This is a genomic window from Streptomyces sp. NEAU-174 (assembly GCF_052665095.1).
In genome coordinates, this window is record NZ_JBQTCE010000001.1 from 1,066,413 (window position 1) to 1,088,252 (window position 21,840).

General features: G+C 69.1%; 17 protein-coding genes and 3 pseudogenes. 15 read left to right on the forward strand and 5 right to left on the reverse strand.

Annotated features, from left to right (window positions below; genetic code table 11):
* The first annotated feature begins 8 nt into the window (after nt 1–8).
* Nucleotides 9–2,804, forward strand: a complete 2,796-nt coding sequence (fxsT, locus tag ACT2CW_RS04650) for an FxSxx-COOH system tetratricopeptide repeat protein (protein ID WP_445515578.1) — start codon at nt 9–11, stop codon at nt 2,802–2,804.
* A gap of 417 nt (nt 2,805–3,221) precedes the next feature.
* Here the strand turns inward: fxsT and ACT2CW_RS04655 are convergent, their stop codons facing one another.
* The 3 genes from ACT2CW_RS04655 to ACT2CW_RS04665 form a co-directional block, all read right to left on the reverse strand.
* Nucleotides 3,222–3,512, reverse strand: coding sequence for a hypothetical protein (locus tag ACT2CW_RS04655; protein ID WP_445515579.1), 291 nt, complete (start codon nt 3,510–3,512; stop codon nt 3,222–3,224).
* A 451-nt stretch (nt 3,513–3,963) separates the two neighbouring features.
* Entirely contained in the window at nt 3,964–4,296 is a 333-nt protein-coding gene (locus ACT2CW_RS04660) for a hypothetical protein (protein ID WP_445515580.1), read from the reverse strand.
* Between the two features lie 445 nt (nt 4,297–4,741).
* Nucleotides 4,742–5,926 (reverse strand): helix-turn-helix domain-containing protein, encoded by a 1,185-nt coding sequence (locus tag ACT2CW_RS04665; protein WP_445515581.1) that lies wholly within the window; start codon nt 5,924–5,926, stop codon nt 4,742–4,744.
* 135 nt (nt 5,927–6,061) lie between these two features.
* On the opposite strand from ACT2CW_RS04665, the gene ACT2CW_RS04670 reads away from it, so the two are divergent.
* On the forward strand, nt 6,062–6,625 hold the full coding sequence (locus tag ACT2CW_RS04670; RefSeq protein WP_445515582.1) for a flavoprotein: 564 nt from the start codon (nt 6,062–6,064) through the stop codon (nt 6,623–6,625).
* Between the two features lie 4 nt (nt 6,626–6,629).
* Here ACT2CW_RS04670 and ACT2CW_RS04675 read toward each other — a convergent pair whose 3' ends face one another.
* A complete protein-coding gene (locus tag ACT2CW_RS04675; protein WP_445515688.1) occupies nt 6,630–7,805 on the reverse strand; it encodes an aminotransferase class I/II-fold pyridoxal phosphate-dependent enzyme in 1,176 nt (391 codons plus the stop codon).
* Between the two features lie 177 nt (nt 7,806–7,982).
* Between ACT2CW_RS04675 and ACT2CW_RS04680 the strand changes: the two are divergent.
* Nucleotides 7,983–8,420: pseudogene (locus ACT2CW_RS04680) on the forward strand (aminotransferase class I/II-fold pyridoxal phosphate-dependent enzyme); the annotation flags it as partial.
* A 271-nt stretch (nt 8,421–8,691) separates the two neighbouring features.
* Here ACT2CW_RS04680 and ACT2CW_RS04685 read toward each other — a convergent pair.
* On the reverse strand, nt 8,692–8,910 hold the full coding sequence (locus tag ACT2CW_RS04685) for a type A2 lantipeptide (RefSeq protein ID WP_182472172.1): 219 nt from the start codon (nt 8,908–8,910) through the stop codon (nt 8,692–8,694).
* A 418-nt stretch (nt 8,911–9,328) separates the two neighbouring features.
* Between ACT2CW_RS04685 and ACT2CW_RS04690 the strand changes: the two are divergent.
* From ACT2CW_RS04690 to ACT2CW_RS04745, 12 genes and pseudogenes are all read left to right on the forward strand, one after another.
* Nucleotides 9,329–9,442: pseudogene (locus ACT2CW_RS04690) on the forward strand (DUF5996 family protein); the annotation flags it as partial.
* Between the two features lie 587 nt (nt 9,443–10,029).
* Entirely contained in the window at nt 10,030–10,974 is a 945-nt protein-coding gene (locus tag ACT2CW_RS04695) for a DUF5996 family protein (RefSeq protein WP_164433194.1), read from the forward strand.
* Between the two features lie 242 nt (nt 10,975–11,216).
* Nucleotides 11,217–12,149: an alpha/beta fold hydrolase gene (locus ACT2CW_RS04700; protein WP_445515583.1), complete on the forward strand. Its 933-nt coding sequence runs from the start codon at nt 11,217–11,219 to the stop codon at nt 12,147–12,149.
* A gap of 108 nt (nt 12,150–12,257) precedes the next feature.
* On the forward strand, nt 12,258–12,551 hold the full coding sequence (locus ACT2CW_RS04705) for a hypothetical protein (protein ID WP_445515584.1): 294 nt from the start codon (nt 12,258–12,260) through the stop codon (nt 12,549–12,551).
* Nucleotides 12,552–12,940: 389 nt separating this feature from the next.
* A pseudogene (locus ACT2CW_RS04710) lies at nt 12,941–13,456 on the forward strand (DUF2617 family protein); the annotation flags it as partial.
* 267 nt (nt 13,457–13,723) lie between these two features.
* Nucleotides 13,724–15,298 carry a polyamine aminopropyltransferase gene (locus tag ACT2CW_RS04715; RefSeq protein ID WP_445515689.1) on the forward strand — a complete coding sequence of 525 codons (1,575 nt, stop codon included), beginning with the start codon at nt 13,724–13,726 and terminating at the stop codon, nt 15,296–15,298.
* Between the two features lie 331 nt (nt 15,299–15,629).
* On the forward strand, nt 15,630–16,577 hold the full coding sequence (locus ACT2CW_RS04720; protein WP_445515585.1) for an SRPBCC domain-containing protein: 948 nt from the start codon (nt 15,630–15,632) through the stop codon (nt 16,575–16,577).
* A gap of 25 nt (nt 16,578–16,602) precedes the next feature.
* Entirely contained in the window at nt 16,603–17,436 is an 834-nt protein-coding gene (locus tag ACT2CW_RS04725) for an aldose epimerase family protein (RefSeq protein ID WP_445515586.1), read from the forward strand.
* Nucleotides 17,437–17,538: 102 nt separating this feature from the next.
* Nucleotides 17,539–18,084 (forward strand): orotate phosphoribosyltransferase, encoded by a 546-nt coding sequence (gene pyrE, locus ACT2CW_RS04730; protein ID WP_138914644.1) that lies wholly within the window; start codon nt 17,539–17,541, stop codon nt 18,082–18,084.
* Between the two features lie 209 nt (nt 18,085–18,293).
* Complete coding sequence (gene fbaA, locus ACT2CW_RS04735; RefSeq protein WP_164433204.1) at nt 18,294–19,316, forward strand: class II fructose-bisphosphate aldolase; 1,023 nt, start codon at nt 18,294–18,296, stop codon at nt 19,314–19,316.
* Between the two features lie 174 nt (nt 19,317–19,490).
* On the forward strand, nt 19,491–21,086 hold the full coding sequence (locus ACT2CW_RS04740; protein WP_445515587.1) for a DHA2 family efflux MFS transporter permease subunit: 1,596 nt from the start codon (nt 19,491–19,493) through the stop codon (nt 21,084–21,086).
* Nucleotides 21,087–21,149: 63 nt separating this feature from the next.
* On the forward strand, nt 21,150–21,563 hold the full coding sequence (locus ACT2CW_RS04745; protein WP_014178261.1) for a DUF3151 domain-containing protein: 414 nt from the start codon (nt 21,150–21,152) through the stop codon (nt 21,561–21,563).
* Nucleotides 21,564–21,840: the final 277 nt, after the last annotated feature.

Here is a 21,840-nt window from a genome sequence, read left to right on the forward strand (position 1 = left end):
AAGCCTTTATGGACAGCACCTCACCGGAGATCTCAGGACTCGCAACGACGGGTGCCCGATCCCCCGCCGTGGGCATAAACCAGGGCATCATCAACACCGGAGACACCACCGTCCAGGCTCCTCTGGTGCTCCCACCGCCCGCCGATGTCTCCGCGCCCCACGGGGTGCACAACCTCCCTCGGCCCGTCGGGCACCGGTTCGTCGGTCGCAAAACGGAGATGGCCGCCCTAGAACGGGCACTGGAGCCCCGGTACGAGCGGGCCACCACGCACGTCGTCACCCAAGCCATGTCCGGGCTCGGCGGCATCGGAAAGTCCACCCTGGCACTGCACTTCGCTCACACCCACCGCAGCGACTACACAGCGGTCTGGTGGATCGACGCCGAGACCCCCGAGACCATCACCGGTGCTCTGGCCCAGCTCACCACCCGGCTGAACCCCGGTACCAATACCAACAGCGTACCCAGCGCAGCCTTGGCCGAATGGGCCCTCACCTGGTTCGATACCCACTCCGGATGGCTCCTCGTCTTCGATAACGCCACCCATCCCGACCACCTCGCCCCGTACCTCGCCAGACTAACCAGCGGCGACCACCTGATCACCAGCCGCCGCACCTACGGCTGGCACGACCTGGCCGCCACACCCCTGCACCTGGACGTCCTTACACCATCGGCCGCTATCAGCCTGCTGCACCAACTCGCCGGGCCCACCGATAGCAGCGAACCCGCAGGCGCTCAGGAACTGGCCGACGAACTCGGCCACCTCCCCCTCGCTCTGGAACAAGCCGGTGCGTACATCCACCGCACACGCAACACCTACTCCGGCTACCTGTGCCGCTTGCGCACCCAAGCCGCCCGCATGCTCAACACTCCCGGCAATGGTGACCCCCACAGCATCACCATTGCCCGGACCTGGCGCATCACCCTGGACACGATCGCCGAGCGCGACCCACTCGCCGTCCACCTGCTGCGTGTCATGGCCTGGCTCGCTCCCTACGACATTCCTCGTGAGCTCTTCAGCAGTCTGGCCGAGGAGCCCGGCAGGGAGGACGACGCCCTTGCTCTCCTCCACGACTTCAGCATGATCACCCTTAGGGAGACAACTGCCGCCATCCACCGCCTGGTGCAAACCGTCGCCCGCACCCCTGACCCCGACGATCCGTACCGCACTCACCAAGCCATCCAGGAAGCTTGGTCCACGGCCACCACCCTTATCCGCAGTGCACTCCCCGACGATCCAAAGAACAACACCCTTGGATGGTCGCGCTGGCGGATCTTGCTACCTCACATAGACAGTTACCTCACTCACACCCGCCCCGACACAGATACCGAAGACACCGACGGCGTCCTGCACAACACGGCATTGTTTCTTCGCGGCCAAGGCCAGTTCTCCCAAGCCATCAGTTACGCTCAACGCTCCGCGAACGCCTCATCCCGTCTCCACGGCGAGGATCACGCTGACACTCTGGTCTCCCGCAATGGCCTCGCTGGCGCCTATATAGACGCCGGGGATTTGGACCGGGCCATTCCGCTATTCGAGCAGACCCTCGCCATGAGCATCCGGGTCCTTGGGGAGGATCACCGCGAGACCCTGACCATCCGCAACAACCTCGCCGCCGCCTACCAGGCGGCCGGTGACGTGGACCGAGCTATTCCCTTGCACGAGCAGACCCTTGCCGACCGATTGCAAGCACTCGGCGAGAACCACCCCGACACCCTGACCTCGCGCAACAACCTTGCCGTCGCCTACCAGGCGGCCGGTGACGTGGACCGGGCTATTCCCTTATACGAGCAGACCCTTGCCGACCGATTGCAAGCACTCGGCGAGAACCACCCCGACATCCCGGCCTCCCTCAACAATCTTGCCCACGCTTACCAAGACATCGAGGAGTTGGACCGGGCCACCCCGCTATTCGAGCAAGGGCTCAGGGAATCCATCCGCATTCTTGGGAAAGACCACCCACGTGTCTTGGACTCACGCCACAGTCTCGCTCATGTCTACCTAGCAGCTGGCGATCACAACCGGGCTATCCCCATGCTCGAACAGCATCTCAGCGAATGCATCCGAGTCCTTGGCAAGGACCACCCCAATACCTTGACTGCCCGCTATAACCTTGCCGCTGCCTACAAGAAGGCAGGACACTTGGACCGGGCCATCCCCGTGTACGAAGAGGGTCTCGCCGAATACACCCGGGTGTTGGGTGAAGACAACCCTAACACTCTAGTATTCCGCAATAACCTCGCTGTCGTCTACCAGTCGGCGGGGGATCTGGGCCGGGCTATTCCCATACACGAACGGGGGCTTTCCGAGAACATCCGGGTTCTCGGCAAGGACCACCCCGAAACCTTGACTGCCCGCTACAACCTTGCCGCTGCTTACAAGAAGGCAGGGCACTTGGACCGGGCCATCCCCGTGTACAGAAAGGCGCTTTCCGAGAGTGTTCGGGTTCTTGGAAAGGACCATCCCAACACCCTGACCACCCGCAACGACCTCGCCCACATCTACCAGACGATGAGGAATCTGGGTCGGGCCATCCCTCTGTACGAGCAAACCCTCACTGGCCGACAGCGAGTCCTTGGCAAGGACCATCCCGACACTCTAATAACCCGCAACAACCTCGCCTACGCCTACGATTTAGCAGGGGATCTGGGTCGGGCCATTCCCATGTACGAGCAAACCCTCACCGATAGCATCCGGGTCCTTGGCAGGAACCATCCCACGACTCGCGTGGTGCAGAGCAACCTGCGGCATGCCCGTTCTGAGTCTCAGCGTCACGGGGCCTCACACAGTGACCCAAGCGGCTGAGCTGTCGAAACCTGTCTTCACTTACTCAAGGGCGCGCCTTGCGGCGCGCCGGGCGGTCTGGCCGCCCCGCCGGGCTGCGGCGTGGCCGCCGGTCCCGGCGGACGCCCACCGCCCGCATTCCCACGCGCGCCACGATCGTTCATCGGGTAACCGACCGCCGTACGGGCTGGTGCGTCGTGGCTGGTGGCCGACGGCCTACGCGGCTTTTAGGCAGCCACCACGGGGCGAGCCTCTAAGAACAGGGGGCCGATCGGTCGCAAACGCGGGCAGGATCACAGACCCGCCCGATTCGCCGGGCCAGCGTAAGGCCCCCTGTTCTCTCGCCCCGTGGCGGCTCCCGCCCAAAAGCCGCTACGGCCGGCGGCGTGCCCACAGCGCGCCACCCAGGCACCGCGCGCACCCCACCGGCCGCCCCGATCAGCTCGCCCTGCCCAGTCGGGCCGCCGCCGCACGAGCCAGCATCGCCACCTCACGCGCGCTCGCTGCCGACAGTTCCAGCCGCACGACTCCGGAGCCGTCCGCGCCCGAAGCGGCGCGCAAGCGCATCTCTGCCGTCTCCATGCCGACCAGCCTCAGAGCGTCGCCCAGCTCGGCCGTCGCTTGCCGCGCGTCTCGCCAGCCGCTCACGTAGTCCACTCCGCGTACCCATATCCCCGCGTCCAGGTCTGCCGCTTCACCGTCGAACCCGTCGTCCCCCAGACCGCACATTCGGTCAAGTCCCCTTCTCTACAAGCCGTCTGACCATCAACATGCCGGGTCGCCGAACGAGAGCACGACGACGACCCCGGTACCATCGGCACCGGGGTTCGTGATCGATCCCCAGCCGGACCACCCCGGAAGCTGTCCAGGCAAGGGGGTGGTCCGGTATTGCTTCTTCGGTTGTTTTTGTGACCGAGCCGACCTCAGTACTGCTGTCGGCCACCCGGGTAACGGACCGGCTTTCGGCACTCCGGAGCGTTTGCCGGGGCAGGCTCGTCGCCGAGCGCGTAGCACAGGGCGGCGTGCAACTGCTCTGCCTCCGCCACCGTCAGCACCAGCGAAGCCAGAGACGCGCGACCAGGGCGGATGACGCGAAGCGGCAGTTCAAGACGGCTGTCAGCACTACGGCGCAGGCCACGCCCCGGTACGGGACCGACTTGCCAGGCTTCCGAACTGTCGCTCATCCGTCCGCCTCATTCGCTTGATCCGGTCCTTCGTCCTCGTCCTCTTCGGGGAGTCCAAGGCGCCTGCCGCGACTTTCAGCGATCCGGAGCGCATCACGCAGCGCCTCGATCATGCGGTTCGAGAGAAAGCGCAGCTCTTCCATCTCTGCCTTGGGGTTGCCGAGCAGTTCGAGGGCATGACCCACGAGTTCGGTGGCCATGTTGAGCTGGAACGCTTCCATCTCGTCGGCGAGCTTCGACACATGCCCGGTGCCTTCTTCGTCGGTCACGAGATAGGCGGGCTGACCGTTCGTACCGTTCCAGGGCAGCAGCCGCGGTTGCGCACTCACCGGACCACCACCATCCCGTGCGGAGGGCACACCAGTGCCACGCGAGGCGAGCCCTCACGGCCACGTTCCTGCCGCCGCTCATGCGCCACGACGTACGGCCGGACGAGGCTGACCTCTTCCCCGCGCAACGTCGGCCGAGTCGACACCTGGCGCACACGAGGAATGCGCAACGTCGAGGCATCCCCGCAGGTCATCGGCGGGCTTGCCTTCACCGTGCGATGGCGTCCCTGGCCGGGTCGTAGCACTCTCCTCAACGGCTCGAAGATCCTGCCGATACAGTTCCGCATGTCGACCTGCTTCCTCAGGTTGGCCACGCCCCGGGGCGCATGCCCGCGTCGCCGGGGTCCTGTGGCGGTGTAAACCGGCTGAGTATTCATGCTGGTGACATGCGAAGCCCCCAACTTTCACAGTCGAGTGAAAGCCGGGGGCTACTGCGGTGAAAGTGCTAGAGACCCACCCAAGCGGCCAAGTGATCAAGGGTGTCCGGAGTACGCCGGGACAGGTGGATCAGGCTCCTGATGGTCTCTCGTGCGCCTGAGTGATACCGCGTCTGCTGCGGAGCCAGCTTGCGCGCGGTGACGATGGACTTCAAGGCCGCCTCGTTACGGCCCGCCTCCATCTGAGCCCGTGCCTGATCCACGTAGAAATGAGCAGCGCGGGATGCAGGCCAGTCCGTTGGTATCCGCACCTTCGCGGCCTCTCGCAGAGCCTCGCCGTAGTGACGCATCTCGACATGAGCGGATACGGCGTGCAGCCTGACGTTCGTGGGACCAAAGGACAGCCAGTGCACGTCCGTGGCCTCACCCACCCGATCCGCGTAGGACTCGGCCTCTGCAAGGTGAGTCGTCACCGCGCCTTCGTCCTCGGCGCGCGCGGCGATGATGCTTGCCCCGAGGTGCAGCTGACCGGCAACGGCCTGACTCTCTCGCGTCTGCGGAGCTTGCCCCAACAGCCCCTGGCCGGAAGCCACGAGCCGCTGACCAATGGTGTACTCGCCCTCTCGGAAGTAGACCAGCGCACGCATGTACTGGCGCACTGCTGACAGCAACGGATCGGAAGCCCGCGACGCGGCCCACTCCATACGGTCCAGAGCCACGGTGGACAAGTCGTAATAGCCGAGCTTCACGGCCAAGTCATGCGCGGTGCGGTAGGTACTCGATAGCGCGGCCCACAACTCGGACGACGGCGCCTGATACGCGGCTGTGGTGATCTCCGCCATCGTGCCGGGGAGATCAAGAGCAGCGTCATGGAGCTTCGTGGCCCGGACCTGCTGACACAGAGTCTGAGCAGCGGCGATGAGCTGAGGAGTGGGACGCGGCTTGATCGCCGGATCGGCGCCCAGGTCGTAGAGGTCGAGGGCTTCACGAATCGGGCGGACCAGCGAGGCCAACCGGTCCTGTTGTAGCTCGGTGACATAGGGCTGGCCGGTCAGCGCGGTGACATCGATGCACAGCGCTTTCGCCACAGCGGCCACCAGGTCGGGGCTCGCTGGCTTGTGCCCGGACTCCACCTGGGTGAGGAGGCTGTAGGAGTAAGGGATCTTCTGGATCAACCCACGCTGAGTCAGCCCAGCCCGCTTGCGATGATGTGCGATCCGAGCGCCCGTGTGCTCGTCGTCGGGGAACGGCATACATGCCTCCCTTTCGTGACTCACTCAACGGAGACGCTACCCGCTCGGCCACGGCAGAAGACGACGAACGACGATCTCAACGCCGAGCGGGCGGGGAGTTTGCGCATGGAGGGTGCCACACGGTGGACTGCCCACATGACCGCGAACCCTGTCCTCTACCTGTTCGGAAGCGCCGCCCCGCCTGTCCTGAACATCGCTGGCGTCATCGAACGAGCGCAGGCGGCCGACTGGGAGGTCTGCCTCGGATTGACCCCTACGGCCGCACGCTGGCTTGACGGCGAGCTGCCAGCGTTGGCGGAGCTGACCGGGCACCCGGTGCGCAGCCAGTACAAGCTGCCCCAGGAGCCGGACGCCTGGCCCCCGGCGGATGTCGCGGTGCTGGCGCCCGCCACCTTCAACACGATCAACCAGTGGGCCCTGGGGATCACCGAGAAGTTCATCGTGGGATTCGTGGCCGAGGCCATCGGCAAGGGCATCCCCACCGTGACCATGCCGTGCGTCAACGCCGCCTACGTCCAGCACACCCAGTTCGACACCAGCGTTGCCACGCTGCGCGCGATGGGGGTGCGTGTGCTGTACGGGGAAGGCGGATTCGTACCCAACAAGCCGGGCCAAGGCCGACCGGAGAACTATCCGTGGCACCTGGCCCTTGAAGCAGTTGCGTCAGCCCTCAGTGCCCGCACCCCCAGGCGGGCATGAGTCCTCAGCGAGCAGCGAGCAACTTTTCCACAGCCGTGTGGATCGAGTCCTCCCGCTTACAGAAGGAGAACCGGACGAGCCACTCCGGAGCGTCAGCGCTCTGGTAGAAGGCCGATGTCGGGATGGCCACCACGCCTGCCCGCTCCGGCAGTTCACGGCAGAACGTCACCCCGTCCGCGTAGCCCCACGGCCGTACGTCCGCTTGGAGGAAGTACCCGGCATCCGCCCGGTACGGGCGCAGTCCGGCCCGCGTCAGGCCGTCGCTCAGCAAGTCCCGGTTGTGCCGCAGGGTCTCGCGCAGGCTCCCGGCCCACTCCTCCACCGAGCCGAGGGCATGCGCCAGCGCTTCCTGATACGGCGTCCCCGACGCGTAGGTGAGGAACTGCTTCGCCGCAGCGACCGCAGCGACCAGCGGAGCGGGACCCGAAACCCAACCGATCTTCCACCCCGTGACGCTGAACGTCTTGCCCGCCGAGGAGATCGTCAGCGTCCGCTCCCTCATGCCGGGCAGCGAGGCAATGGGGAGGTGGTCCAGGCCGTTGTACACCAGGTGTTCGTACACCTCATCCGTGACGACCGTCAGCGAGTGCTCCCGCGCCACCTCGGCGATCAAGGCCAGCTCATCGGCCGTGAACACCTTGCCCGTGGGATTGTGCGGCGTATTCAGCAGCAGGACCCGCGTCCGCGTCGTCACAGCCTCGCGCAGCGCGTCAGCGTCAAGGGCGAAGCCGTCACCGTCGCTCACCAGAGGCACGGCTACCAACCGAGCGCCAGCCAGCCGAGCATCCGCCGCGTACGCGTCGTAGCAGGGGTCAAAGGCCAGGACCTCGTCACCCGGATCGCAGAGCGCCAGCAGAGCCGCAGCGAGCGCTTCCGTCGCGCCCGTAGTGATCAGCACCTCACCTTGCGGGCGGTAGTCGAGGCCGTACCGGCGCAGCTGATGTTCCGCGACAGCCTCACGCAGCGCCGGGAAACCGGCGGCGGGCGGGTACTGGTTGTTACCCGATATCACCGCTACGACGACGCCCTTGAGCAAGGTCTCAGGGCTGCCGAGTTCCGGCACACCCTGCCCGAGGTTCACCGCCCCCGTACGGCGCGCCAGCTCCGTCATCTCCGTGAAGATCGACGTGCCCATGTCCCGCACCCGCGCCGCAGGAGCCCAGTCCGCCGTACCCACCATGCCGCGTGCGTCAGCCGCCCCGCTCGTCCCCATGCGCCCCTGCTTCCCGTGCGTCCGTCCAGGAGGTTCGCCCCTCACGATAGGCGCAGACTGCCGGGCACCGGGTCTCTGGTCGCCAGCGCCATGCCATCACCCGAGGTCAGAGGGCAGACGCGAGATGTGTGCGAACAGAGGTTGACCTGGGTGACCGGCGCTCCCGAGCTGGTCACGGCGGTGCGCTCGGCCAAGCAGTACCTCACGTATGTCTCGGCGGGCCCCTTCCAGTACGCGGTGGCCGAGGCGCTGGCCCTCCCCGACGCCTATTTCCACGGCATCCGGGACGATCTGCGCGCCAAGCGCGATCTGCTGGCCGATGGCCTGGCCGACGCGGGCTTCCACGTCTTCCGCCCCTCGGGCACCTACTTCATCACCACCGACATCCGCCCCCTCGGCGAGACCGACGGCTTCGCCTTCTGCCGCGCCCTCCCCGAGCGCTGCGGCGTGGTCGCGGTCCCGAACGCGGTCTTCTACGACCACCAGGACCAGGGTTCCCCCTTCGTCCGGTTCGCCTTCTGCAAGCGCGAAGAGGTCCTTACGGACGCCGTGGCCCGCCTCAAGACCCTCGCCCAGGGCTGACGCGTCGGCTTCGGGGCTACGCTCGCGGGCACACGTCCTGGCCTTCTCCAGGACGTCGGCCACGGCCGGAAGCTCCTTGTGGGCCTTGAGCTGGTGGAGGATCGGCGCCAGGCGCTGGCGTGGGCGGACGGACGCCACTCCGGCGCAAAGACGGGCAGTTGATACAACGCCATGGGCCCCGGAACAGTAGTCCCGGGGCCCATGACAACCCTGGAATTCACATGGTCGGCGGGTGAGTAATGCAGACCAAGTAAATCTCAGTGCATCCGTCTCAGATGCCGACGCCGCCAGAGAAACCCGCCTGTCCGGAGACGGGGCCCACCTGGCCGCTGAGGCCACCTGAAACCGAGCCACCCAGAGCGGGCAGGGTGGGCAGGGCGGGCAGGGTGGGCTCTGCACCACCCGTCAGGTTTACGGTCCCGAGAACTCCGCCGGAGACATTGTCCAGCTCGCTGTCAGCGATCTCGATGGCCTCGATCTGCTTACGCACGTCAGGCCCTCCCTTTCGTTTTTGTTGTGACCACAGGGCGTATCGAGCGGCCCGGCGTCAAGCTGGTCCAGCCAGCTTGACGATCGTCCGCCACTCAGAAGCGGAGGTCCATCTTCCGAGTGGCGTGGATCAAACCATGTCTACGGCGGCTCAGCCACCGCGATCTGTCCGAAATGTCTAGGGATATTTTGGTATCGCGGCATGTCGGCAAGCCGGACTTTTGACTGGATGGCGACGACTTCTTCACTTGCATTTCGGCTACCGGGCCTCGTGGAGGGGGCTGACGTGGTCACCAGAAGGACATATCACCCCTTGCAGGATGCCGTTCATCCTGCAAGGCGCGACCCAGCGGCAAGGCTGTGACCTTCCTGTGGAGATAGCGCGCAGGTTTACTGAACCGCAGCGCTACAGCGTCGTGTTGCTCGATTTCCGGACACAGCAGGCCGGCGCCTGGCCACGGCTTCGGCTGGTGGACTGGGCCGAGACCCGGGACACGCCGCACATGTGGACCCAGATCGTCGGCAAGATCCGGCCGCACCGCGCCACCGCATCCCCCCGGCGGTGTGCCGAAAGCCGGTCCGTTACCTGAGTGGCCGACAGAAGTACTGAGGTCAGTGCGGAACTCTGGTGCGGAATCCGTGGTCTGCTGGCCAAGCGGGACGCTGGACTGCGTCAGGTCAGGGAATGCTGGAGATGCCAGCTCCGCCCAAGCGGCTTCGGCCGCAGCTCAGTCCGAACTTCCATGTGCCGCGACCCAAGTATCGGCCGGTTATTGTCCTTCCGTCGGCACATTCTGCGTTAGCCGACTTTCCGCGAGGGCGGGCGTTCAGCCAAATTTGCGCCCGCTCAAATGCGCCAAGCTGCGGGACGTGCCGCTGCCTCCGGGGGCGGGCGAGGACGGTGTATCTGTTCCGGCTCGGTGCCCGTGGTCGTGCGGGAGCGGGTCGATCCTGCGTCCCCTCTTCCGTCTCCACGTCGGCAGACCTTCCCGCCCGGCGCGGGGCGCGCTCGCTGGATTTCCGCGCTGGTTTTGAGTGGCGGAGTGAGCGGGTACTCGGCCGGGCCGGAATCCATCGACCGCGCGTTGTCGCCAGAGCGGTGAGTTCCGCGGGAGGCGAGATGGCCGAGCAGAGGACGCAGCAGGCCGGCGCCTGGCCACGGCTTCGGCTGGAGGACTGGGCCGAGACCCGGGACACCCTGCACATGTGGACCCAGATCGTCGGCAAGATCCGGCTGGATCATGCGCCACCGGCCAATCAGTGGTGGCAGGTGACCTTGTATGTCACCCCGCGCGGGCTGAGCACGTCCACGATCCCGTATCGGACCGGGGCGTTCGATATCGAGTTCGATTTTGTCGAGCACCGGCTGGGGATCCGGGTCAGCGACGGAAGCCGGCGTGAGCTGGCGCTGGAGTCCAAACCGGTGTCCCAGTTCTACTCCGAGATCATGGGCCTGCTGGGGGACCTGGGCATCCAGACCCGGATGTACCCCCGGCCGAACGAGGTGCCCGTGGCGATCCCGTTCCCGGAGGACCATCGGCATGCGGCGTACGACCCGTACGCCACCCGGCTCTTCTGGGGTCAGCTGCTGAACGCACACCGGGTGTTCGGGGAATTCCGGTCCCATTTCGTCGGCAAGGCCAGCCCCGTGCACTTCTTCTGGGGCGCGATGGACCTGTGCGTCACCCGCTTCTCCGGCCGCACCGCGCCGCCGCATCCCCCCGGCGGGGTGCCGAACCTGCCGGACCGGGTGACGCAGGAGGCGTACTCCGTCGAGCTGTCCAGCTGCGGCTTCTGGCCCGGCGGCGGGGAGGAGGGCGGCTTCTACTCCTACGCCTACCCCGAGCCCGCAGGGTTCGCCGATCAGCCGGTCCGGCCCGCGACGGCCTCGTACCGGCGGGATGTCGGTGAATTCGTGCTGCCCTACGAGGCGGTCGCCACCGCGCCCGATCCGGACCGGACGCTGAGCGAATTCCTGCACAGCACGTATGAGGCGGCTGCCGAACTGGCCGACTGGGACCGCGCGGTTCTGGAGGCCGACCCCGTCCACTGGGAGCATCGCTAGGGGGCGTCCAGCGGATCGTGTCGTCTGCGGCGGGCTGTTCCCCTCCCCGCCCCTTCCCACAACTGGGGCTCCGCCCCAGACCCCCGGGGTCCCGGGTCCCGGGTCCCGGGGTGAAGCGTTGTCCCCCGGGCGAGCTACGGGCGGGTGCGCTCCGGGTGGTGATGATTTCGGGGCTCCGGGTCCATAGCGTCTGAGACGCCCGCGGGGAGCGGGTGACCCAGACTCTCTCAGGGGGAAGAACGATGATCCGCAATGCCAGGGTGTCCGCCGTGATCGCGCTGTCCTGCGCCGTGGCCGGTGTGGGGCTGGTCGGTTGTGAGGATGACTCGAAGGCGGATGCGGAGACGACCGCCACCAAGTCCGCCGCCGCTTCGGAGAAGGCGGGCGACCAGGACTTGCTCACCGGCACCAAGAAGATCGAGATTGGCGGCCAGTTGGTGAACGTGTCCTGTTCGGGGACTCCGGCGGACGGCAGCCCGGTCATCATGCTGCTGGCCGGAGGCGGTGACGGGCTGGACAAGGTGGCCGGGATCCAGAAGACCCTGAGCGAGAAGAACCGGGTCTGCTCCTACGACCGGCTCGGCGAAGGCGCCAGCGACAAGCCCGACGGGCCGCAGACCCTCAAGAGCACGGGCAAGGTGCTGACCGCGGTGCTCGACCGGGTCGCCGGTGACAACCCGGTCGTCCTGGCCGGGCATTCGCTGGGCGGGCTGATCGCCGCCCGGTACGCGCCCGACCACCAGGACCGGATCAAGGGGCTGGTCCTGATGGACGCCACCTCACCGACCCAGACCGCCGATCTCAACAAGGGAATCCCCGAATCCGCCACCGGCCCGGCGGTGGCATTGCGCGATCAGACCCTCGCGATCCTGCACGGAGGGGAACCGGAGAAGCTCACGGTGCCCGACGGCAAGGTCCGTTCCGCCGGGGACATCCCGGTGGAGGTGATCCGCCACGGGAAGCAGTACCTCGCGGAGGTGCCCGACTACGGGCCGGGCCTGGAGCGGGCGTGGACCAACGGCCAGCGCAAGTGGCTCGCGGTCTCCAGCCGCGCCAAGCTGAGCACCGCCAAGACCAGCACCCACTACATCTACGTCGACCAGCCGGATGTCGCCGTGCGGGCGATCGAGCGCGTCACCGTTCAGGCCGTGGACGGCGCGGCCTCCGGGCGCTGAACCTCTGGACTTCCTCAACTCCGCTTTGACCCCGCATGAGGCCGGGCATGGGACCCGGCAGGTACGAAGCGGTACCTCGCTACGGGGGTTGGAAGGAGAGTGAGGACCATGGGGTCTGTTGTCATCTTGGTCGTGCTGGCGTTCACGTTCGCGGCGCTCGCCGCGCTGGGCGCCGGTCGGTCGAAGGGGTACAGCGGGCGGCGCAAGCGGTCCTGGGGCGCCGGTTCCAGCGGGGCCGCCGGTGGCGGCTGGTGGGCCGGTGGCGACGGCGGCGGTGGTGGCCATCACGGGGGTGGTCACCACGGCGGCGGTGGCTGCGGCGGCGGAGGCGGCTGCGGTGGCGGGGGTGGCTGTGGCGGCGGCGGCGGTGGTGGTGGCGGTGGCTGCGGCGGGGGTGGCTGACCCGCGGTTCCTGCGGACTTCGCGGTCGCCGTGCCGTTCTTACGGTTGCCGCGCGGCCTTACGGTCGCCGTGCCGTCCTTACGGGCGCCACGCCCTTCTTACGGTTGTCACGCCGTCCTTACGGCAGTGAAGCAATGAGCCAGCGCCCGGCGCGCCAACGTGCGCCGGGCGCTGGCTTGTTGAACACTTGACCTAGGGAGCGCCCTAGGGGGTGGAAACCCGGCGAAGGTGGGTAAAAACGATGTGGCGCCCAGCATTTCATGATTCCGTATACCACCAATCGACCTTACGGCCCCACGCGGGCACGAGCCGCCGTATGCGCATGCCCCTGGTCTCCCGCGGGGCGAGTTGGCCCAACTTTTTCCACTGCGTGCTTGCGGAGCCGATCCATGCTCACGACCCTCAAGACTGCCTACACCGATACCCGCGCCGCTGACCTCGCCTGGGGCCTGGGGCGGGAGCCGCTTCCCGCCCTCGCTGTGCTCGATCTTCAACTCCATGACTTCGCCGTCCAGTTGAGGCTTCTGGGCGCCTCCCACCAGGTCCTCCTCGAAGGGGAGGGCAGCCGTTGCTCGGAGACCGTGGCCTGTATGTCCGGCAACAGCACCCCGCTTCCGCTGGGGGTTTCCACCCTTGTCGACGGCCGCGAATACGAATTCGCCGCGCGCGTCGAGGAGTTGTCGCAGGGGGCCTTCGCCGGGCGCGCCCAGGAGTTGCTCGCGCTGGTGGCCGACCATCCGCACGGTCTGGCCGGTACGTTCCCCGGCAGCCCGAACGCGTTCACGGCGCTGCTCGCGCAGTGGAACGAGGGCACGGTGGGGTGGCGGACCTGGCATGCCTACCCCCAGGAGGGGCGGTTGGTCACCACCCGCACCTGTGTCGGAGCCCGGGTGCCGGCCGCGCTCCGGCCGCCGGGTGCGGGCGGGCTCGATATGGGCGGTCTGCCCGGTGGTCTGCCCGGTGGTCTGCCCGGTGGTCTGGCGGACGGGATGTCGGGCGGGGTGTCGGACGGGATGTCGGGTGGGGTGTCGCCCCAAGTCCCCTGCGCCTGAAGGGGATCGCGCATGGCCGAGAGGCCGTCGATCCCAGATGTGCGAACGGCAATGCACTCGTGTGGGGGACGAGACGTAAGCGATATGTGACGTAGCGTTCCCTTTGTGATCGATTCGCCCATGTCCGCCGTCTCGGATGCGCCGTCGTCGCCGGAATCCGGCCCTCCGGCGCGGCTGCCGGTGCGGGCGGGGCTCGGCCGCTTCCTCGTGCTCGGCACGGTCTTCGTCTGCGCTGCCTGCGGGCTCGTCTATGAGCTCGAACTCGTCGCCCTCGCCTCATACTTGGCGGGTGACTCGGTCACCCAGGCATCCGTGGTGCTGTCCGTGATGGTCTTCGCCATGGGTGTCGGCTCGCTGCTGGCCAAGCGGCTGCGCTGCCGGGCCGCCGTGGGCTTCGGCGCGGTCGAGGCGGTGCTCGCGCTCGTCGGCGGCTGCTCGGCGATGGCGCTGTACGCATGCTTCGCATGGGGCGGTCACTCGCGCTCCGCGCTCGTCGGCTTCTCGTTCGCCATCGGTGTGCTCATCGGGGCCGAGGTGCCCCTGCTGATGACCCTGATCCAGCGGGTGCGCCGACAGGACGCGGGCGGTGCGGTGGCCGATCTGTTCGCGGCGGACTATGTGGGCGCGCTGGTCGGCGGGCTCGCCTTTCCCTTTCTGCTGCTGCCCGCGTTCGGCCAGCTGACCGGCGCGCTGGTCACCGGCGCGGTCAACGCGGTCGCGGGCGGCGCGCTGGTGCTCTGGCTGTTCCGCCGCGATCTGAGCGTACGGGCGCGGTGGACGCTGATCGTCGCCAATGGGCTGGTGCTCGCCGCGCTGGCCGCCGGTGCCGTGCTGACCCCCTCCTTCGAGCGGGCCGCCCGGCAGGCCGTCTACGGACCCGGGGTGCGGGTCGCGCTGCGCACCGGCGAGCAGGAGATCGTGCTGGTGGGCGGGGGGACGAGCGGGCGGCCGCTGTCCCTCTTCCTCAACGGGCGGCTGCGGGTCAGCGGGCGCGACGAGGTCCGCTACCACGAGGCGCTGATCCACCCGGCGATGGCCGCCGGGCCGCACGGCCGGGTGCTGGTGCTGGGCGGGGGCGACGGGCTCGCGGCGCGCGAGGTCCTGCGGTACGCGGGGGTCCGCTCGGTGACCGTCGTGGAGCGCGACGCGGAGGTGGTGCGGCTGGCCCGGCGCGATCCGGGCCTGTCCGCGCTCAACGGCGGCGCCTACCGCGATCCGCGGGTGCGGGCGGTGACGGCGGACGCCTTCGACTGGCTGCGCCGGTCCATGGCGTACGACGTGGTGGTCTGCGATCTGCCGGCGCCCGAGCTCACCCCGAGCACCAAGTACTACTCCCAGGAGTTCTACGGCCTGGCCGAGCGGGTGCTGGCGCCCGGCGGTCGGCTGGTGGTCCACGCCGGGCCGCTGCGGCCCGATCCGCGGGCGTTCTGGACGGTGGACGCGACGATGCGTTCGGTCGGGCTGCGGACCACTCCGTATGTGATCGGCGCCCCGCGACCCGGGCGCGGCAGCCCGCACGACTGGGGCTTCGTCCTGGCGGCGCGCTCCCCGGTCGGGCTGCGGCTGGCCCCGCACCGGCCGCGGCCGCGCTCGCTGACGGAGGAGGGGCTGCGGGCGGCCCGCCGCACGGCCGAGCGCGCTCGGGAGGCGGGTCTGCTCCCGTCGACGCTCATGCGTCCGCGCTATGGGGAGTGACGCCCCGGCCTGTGGGGTGTGTCCGACGGATCGTGACGCCTGTGGCGGATCTTTCCCCTACCCGCCCCTTCCCGCTACCAGGGGCTTCGCCCCTGGACCCCGGCCCCCGGGGTCTGGGGCAGAGCCCCAGTTTCGGGGAGGGGCGGGTAGGGGAAAGCCTCGTGACGCCACGGCGGGTCCGGTGGTGGGGCGGGCATGGCGGCGGGTGCCCGCCCGCGTGCGGGGCGTGTCCGCGCGCCGGGGGCTCGCGTCGGCTGCGTACGTCAGCGGCACGCGGAAAGTTGTGCGGGAACGGGTCTCAGGGAACGTGCGATGGGTACTGTCTTGACCTATGGAGCATGAGGTGTTCGTTCCGTTTCCCGTCGACACCGTCCGGCTGGCGCTCGCGGAGCCCGCCCGTGTCGCTCGTTGCGTTCCCGGGCTCCAGCAGGACGCCGATGAGGCCGCCGGTCCGCTCGCCGGGCGGCTGCGGCTGCGCATCGGCGGGTCCACCATCACGTATCGCGGCGCGCTGCGTGTCGTCAGGCGCGCCGATGCCTTCGAGGTCGAGGGCGAGGGCGGCGAGGCGCGCGGCAGCGGCTCGGTGAAGCTCGCGCTGACCATCACGCCGAAGCCCGTCGAGGGCGGTACGGTGCTGAACTGCTCCGGGACGGTCCACAGCGACGGACGGCTGGCCGAGTTCGACGACGAGGCGTCCATCACCGTGGCCCGCCGCATGCTGGACCGGTTCGCCGGGGCGCTCACGGCCGGGCTGGAGACGTCCCCGATCAGCGCGCCCACGGAGGACGAGGCCCCCGGACAGGCCCCACGACAGGGCGCCGAAGAGACCACCGACGAGACCGCCGACGAGACCGCCGATGCGGCCGCCGACGCGAGTGCGGACGCGGGGGTGGACGCGGGTGTGGACGCCGCCGCCGACGAGACCGGGCTGCCGACCGAGGCCGAGCTTCCGCTGTCGGCCGATGACATGGACATCGAGGACGTCGGCGACCTCGAGGACCTCGACGAGGTGGACGGAGTCGAGGAGCCCGTCGGCTTCGGCGAGCTCGACGACCTGGACGAGGAGCCCCCGGCCGAGGCCGCCCACGCCCGCCGCACGATGATCGGCCGCTCCACCGAGGAGGTCGACCACGCCCCGCCGCGCGGCCGCTACGCCCCGGTCCCCGCGCCCGAGACCGTCTCCACCAGCGCCACACTGCGCTGGGCCGCGCCCGCCGCGGCCGTCGTGCTCGCATCCGTCGTCGTCGTGGGCCGTCGCGTACTTCGCCGCCGCCGCTGAGTCCGGGCGCATAGGCTCGGTGTTTGTGACCACCGAAGACACAACGGAGACCAAGGGCGTACGGCTGACCGCCGGGGACGCCGAGCTGACCGTCTCACCCGAGAACGGCTGCCGCATCGCTTCACTGCGCATCGGCGGTACGGAGCTGCTGCGGCAGGGCCCGCGGTTCGGGTCGTTCCCGATGGTGCCGTGGTGCGGCCGGACCGGTCTCGGCCGGTTCCGCAACGGCGGGCGGACCCACCAACTGCCCATCAACTCCCCGCCGCACGCGATCCACGGGACCGGCCGGAACGTCGAATGGGCCCCCGCCGGCACGGGGCAGTCCAGTGCGGCCTTCACCTACGACCTCGCCGACCCCTGGCCGTACGAGGGCCGGGTCACCCAGGCCTTCGAGCTCACCCCGGACAGCCTGACCGTCACCATGAGCGTGGAGACCGAGGGCGATTCCTTTCCGGCGCAGGCGGGCTGGCATCCGTGGTTCCTGCGGAACCTGGGCGACGGCGGTCCTGATGCCGAGATCGGCCCCGATGTGGAGATCGCCTTCGATGCCGCATGGCAGGAGGAGCGCGGCGAGGACCACCTCCCCACCGGCCGCCGGATCGCGCCGAAGCCCGGCCCCTGGGACGACTGCTTCGGGATGCCGCAGGGGGTGGACGTCACGCTCACCTGGCCCGGCCGACTCGAGCTGAAGGTCACCAGCCGGACGGAGTGGGTGGTCGTCTACGACGAGCAGGCGGAGGCGGTGTGCGTGGAACCGCAGTCCGGCCCGCCCAACGGCCTCAACCTCCTGCCGCGGCTGGTCACCCCCATCGAGCCGCTGGAGATCGCCATGACCTGGAGCTGGCGCACCCTGGCCTGACGCGGTCGGTCTCACGCCTGGCGTGGTCGGTCTCGCGGCTGGCGTGGTCGGTCTCACGGTACGGAGCGGCTTGGGGGGTTTCGAGGGCCACCGCATAAGCTCATGCGCATGAGCGATGCGCGTGACGCCCTGCTAGAGCAGATCAAGGACAAGGCCGTGGTCCACGGCAAGGTGACCCTCTCCTCCGGGCGTGAGGCCGACTACTACATCGACCTGCGCCGGATCACCCTGGACGCCGAGGCCGCGCCCCTGGTCGGGCAGGTCATGCTCGAGACCACGGCCGATCTGGAGTACGACGCGGTGGGCGGGCTGACGCTGGGCGCCGACCCGGTGGCCACGTCCATGCTGCACGCCGCGGCCGCGCGCGGGCGCCGACTCGACGCCTTCGTGGTCCGCAAGGCCCAGAAGACGCACGGTATGCAGCGGCGGATCGAGGGCCCGGACATCGCGGGCCGCCGGGTGCTGGTGGTCGAGGACACCTCCACCACCGGAGGCTCGCCGCTGACCGCCGTGGAGGCGGCGCGGGAGGCGGGTGCGGAGGTCGTCGCGGTCGCGACGATCGTCGAGCGCGGCGCCGCGCCCGCGATCGCGGACGCCGGGCTGCCGTACCTCCCGGCGTACTCGCTCACCGACCTCGGGCTGAGCTGAATCAGGATCGGGCTGAGCTGAATCAGGAGCTGCATCATGCAGGCTGGGGAGGTGGGAGGTTTCACGTGAAACCACCCACCCCCGTCCGTGTGGTCTCGGCGTGCGCCGTGTGGAGCAACCGGCGGAGTCTGGGATTATGGCCCCGACGATGACGTCGCCCCTAGGTCAGGGCCAAGTACGACTAACCCGCACATACAAGGAGCGGTCAGATGCCCATCGCATCCCCTGAGATCTACAACGAGATGCTCGACCGGGCGAAGGCGGGCAAGTTCGCCTACCCGGCGATCAACGTGACCTCGACGCAGACTCTGCACGCCGCCCTGCGCGGCTTCGCCGAGGCGGAGAGCGACGGCATCGTCCAGATCTCCACCGGTGGTGCCGAGTTCCTGGGTGGCCAGTACAAGAAGGACATGGTGACCGGTGCGGTCGGCCTCGCCGAGCTCGCGCATGTCGTGGCCGAGAAGTACCCGGTCAACATCGCCCTCCACACCGACCACTGCCCGAAGGACAAGCTGGACGGCTATGTCCGTCCGCTGCTCAAGGTCTCGCAGGAGCGCGTCGCCAAGGGCCAGAACCCGCTGTTCCAGTCCCATATGTGGGACGGCTCCGCCGAGACCCTCGCGGACAACCTCGACATCGCGCAGGAGCTGCTCGCCGAGGCGGTCAAGGCGAAGATCATCCTCGAGGTCGAGATCACCCCGACCGGTGGCGAGGAGGACGGCGTCACGCACGAGATCAACGACAAGCTGTACACGACGGTGGACGACGCCCTGCGCACCGCCGAGGCCCTGGGCCTGGGCGACAAGGGCCGCTATCTGCTGGCCGCCTCCTTCGGCAACGTCCACGGCGTCTACAAGCCGGGCAATGTCGTCCTCCGCCCGGAGCTGCTGCGTGATCTCCAGGACGGTGTCGGCGCGAAGTACGGCAAGCAGGACCCGTTCTTCTTCGTCTTCCACGGCGGCTCCGGCTCCACGGAGCAGGAGATCCGCACCGCGCTGGAGAACGGCGTGGTGAAGATGAACCTCGACACGGACACCCAGTACGCCTTCAGCCGTCCGATCGCGGATCACATGTTCCGCAACTACGACGGGGTGCTGAAGGTGGATGGCGAGGTCGGCAACAAGAAGACGTACGACCCGCGGAGCTGGGGCAAGCTTGCCGAGACGGGGATGGCTGAGCGGGTCACCAAGGCTTGTGCGGATCTTCGGTCTACCGGGACGAAGCTGAAGTAGTTTCTTCGGCTCGCCCTCTCGGGCCCGGCTCCTCGCCTTGCGGCGAGTTTGCCGGGCCCGTTTGCGTGCCCCTTGCGGTTTCGTTTCCGGGTGCGGCCCGGTGGCCGTTTGTGCCCACCCGTTCCGCCCCGGGGAACGATTGCCCACAAACGGCGATGCGGGCATGATCCAGGTATGGGCGGCTCCACGCCCGGGGCGGGGCACGCTCCGAGCAATGGTCAGCCGGTACGGCTATCCGTACCGGCCGGGCGGTGGTTGGTGTTCACCACCGTGCTCGGCTCCGCCATGGCCCTGCTCGACAGCACCGTCGTCAACGTCGCCCTGCCGCACATCGGCCTCGATCTGGGCGCCGATCTGCCCGTACTCCAGTGGACCGTCAACGCCTACATGCTCACCCTCGCCGGGCTGATCCTGCTCGGCGGGGCGCTCGGGGACCGGTTCGGGCGGCGGCGGGTGTTCGTGATCGGGGTGGTGTGGTTCGCGCTGGCCTCGCTGGCGTGCGGGCTGGCGCCGAACGCCGGGGTGCTCATCGCCGCGCGGGCGTTCCAGGGCATCGGCGGGGCGCTGCTCACCCCCGGGTCGCTGGCGCTGATCCAGTCGGTGATCCACCACGATGACCGGGCGCGGGCGATCGGGCTGTGGTCCGGCTTCGGTGGCATCGGAGCGGCGATCGGGCCGTTCCTCGGCGGCTGGCTGGTGGACGGGCCCGGCTGGCGCTGGGTGTTCTTCATCAATGTGCCGCTGGCGGCGCTGTGCGTGCCGGTGGCTTTGCGCCACGTACCGGAGAGCCGCGATCCGCGGGCGCGCGGCCGGTTCGACGTCCTCGGCGCCGTGCTGGGGGCGGCGGCCCTCGCCCTGGTCACCTATGCGCTGATCGCCGCGCCGCAGAAGGGCGCCTCGGCCGCCGTCGTGGTTCCGGGCGTCGCCGGACTGGCGCTGGGGGCGGCCTTCATCCTCGTGGAGCGGAGGCTGCGCGAGCCGATGCTGCCGCTGTCGATCTTCGCCTCCCGCCAGTTCAGCGCCGTCAATGTGGTGACCCTGTGCGTCTACGCGGCCTTCGGCGGCTTCTTCTTCCTCTCGGTGCTCGACCTCCAGGTGGTGGTGGGCTACTCCGCGCTCGCCGCCGGTACCGCGCTGCTGCCCACGACCACGCTGATGCTGCTGCTGTCGGCCCGTTCGGGGGAGCTGGGCAAGCGCATCGGCCCGCGGATCCCGCTGACCGTCGGCCCGCTGTTGTGCGCGGCGGGGATGCTGCTGATGACCCGGGCCGGGGTGGGGGCGGTGTACTGGCGGGACATCCTGCCCGCGCTGCTGGTGCTGGGCCTGGGGATGGTCGTGGTGGTCGCCCCGCTCACCGCGACCGTCCTGGCCTCGGTGGACGTCGCCCGCGCGGGCCTGGCCAGCGGTGTCAACAACGCGGCGGCGCGGGCGGCCGGGCTGGTCGCGGTGGCGGCGCTGCCGCTGCTCGCGGGGATGGGCCCGGAGGCGTACCGATCGGCGGACGCCTTTTCGAGCACCTTCCGGCGGGCCATGCCGATCTGTGCCGGGGTGCTGCTGCTGGGGGCGCTCCTCGCCTGGCGCACGGTGCGCTCGGACGCGCTGGAGCCGGCGGGCGCGGAGGTGGGGGCGGAGCCGGAGCGGGCCGGGGCCGCGGTGCCCGCGGAGGGCGTCGCGCGGCCGGCGGGGCCGCCCTGCCGCCCCGAGTGCGCCTACCACTGCGGGGTGTCCGCGCCGCCCCTGGACCCGGGCGAGCGAGGCCCCTCCGCCTGATCCGCGTCCTCCTCATGGCTTGAGCGTGTCGGGTGGGGCCCCGGACCAGGCAGACTGGAACCCATGGCCATTCACGAGAACCTGCTCGGGGGACCGCCCCCGACCCATCTGCCCGACGACCCGGAGCCGCGCGAACTGCTCGCCTCCGGCGCGGCCCCGGCCGAGGTCGCCGCGAAGTACCCGGCCTCCTCGCTCGCCTGGGCGCAGCTCGCCGACGAGGCGTTCGAGGCCGGCCGGGTGGTCGAGTCCTATGCGTACGCCCGCACCGGCTACCACCGCGGGCTCGACGCCCTGCGCCGCAGTGGCTGGAAGGGCCACGGTCCGGTGCCCTTCGAGCACGAGCCCAACCGGGGCTTCCTGCGCGCCCTGCACGCGCTCGCGCGCGCCGCGCAGTCCATCGGCGAGCAGGAGGAGTACGAGCGCTGCTCGACCTTCCTGCGGGAGAGCTCCCCGACCGCGGCGGACACGCTCTCCTGAACCAGGTTGAACCAGGTCTCCTGAACCAGGTCCCCTGATTCGGGTCTCCTGATGCACATCTCCTGATCTCGCCTCCCCTGATCCCCTGAGGCAGGGCGAGGCGCACCGGGCCTGTGGGGCGTTGTATGCCCCACGGGCCCCTTCCGTACTTGCCGATCCCCCGCGCTGCGCGGATGATGCGTGCGGGGCCCCTTCGGCTGTGGGCCCCGAGGGGACCGGGGCTCCGAGACCGAAGGGAAGGGGCGGACCGCTACCCGGTAGCGAGCAGTACTCAGGA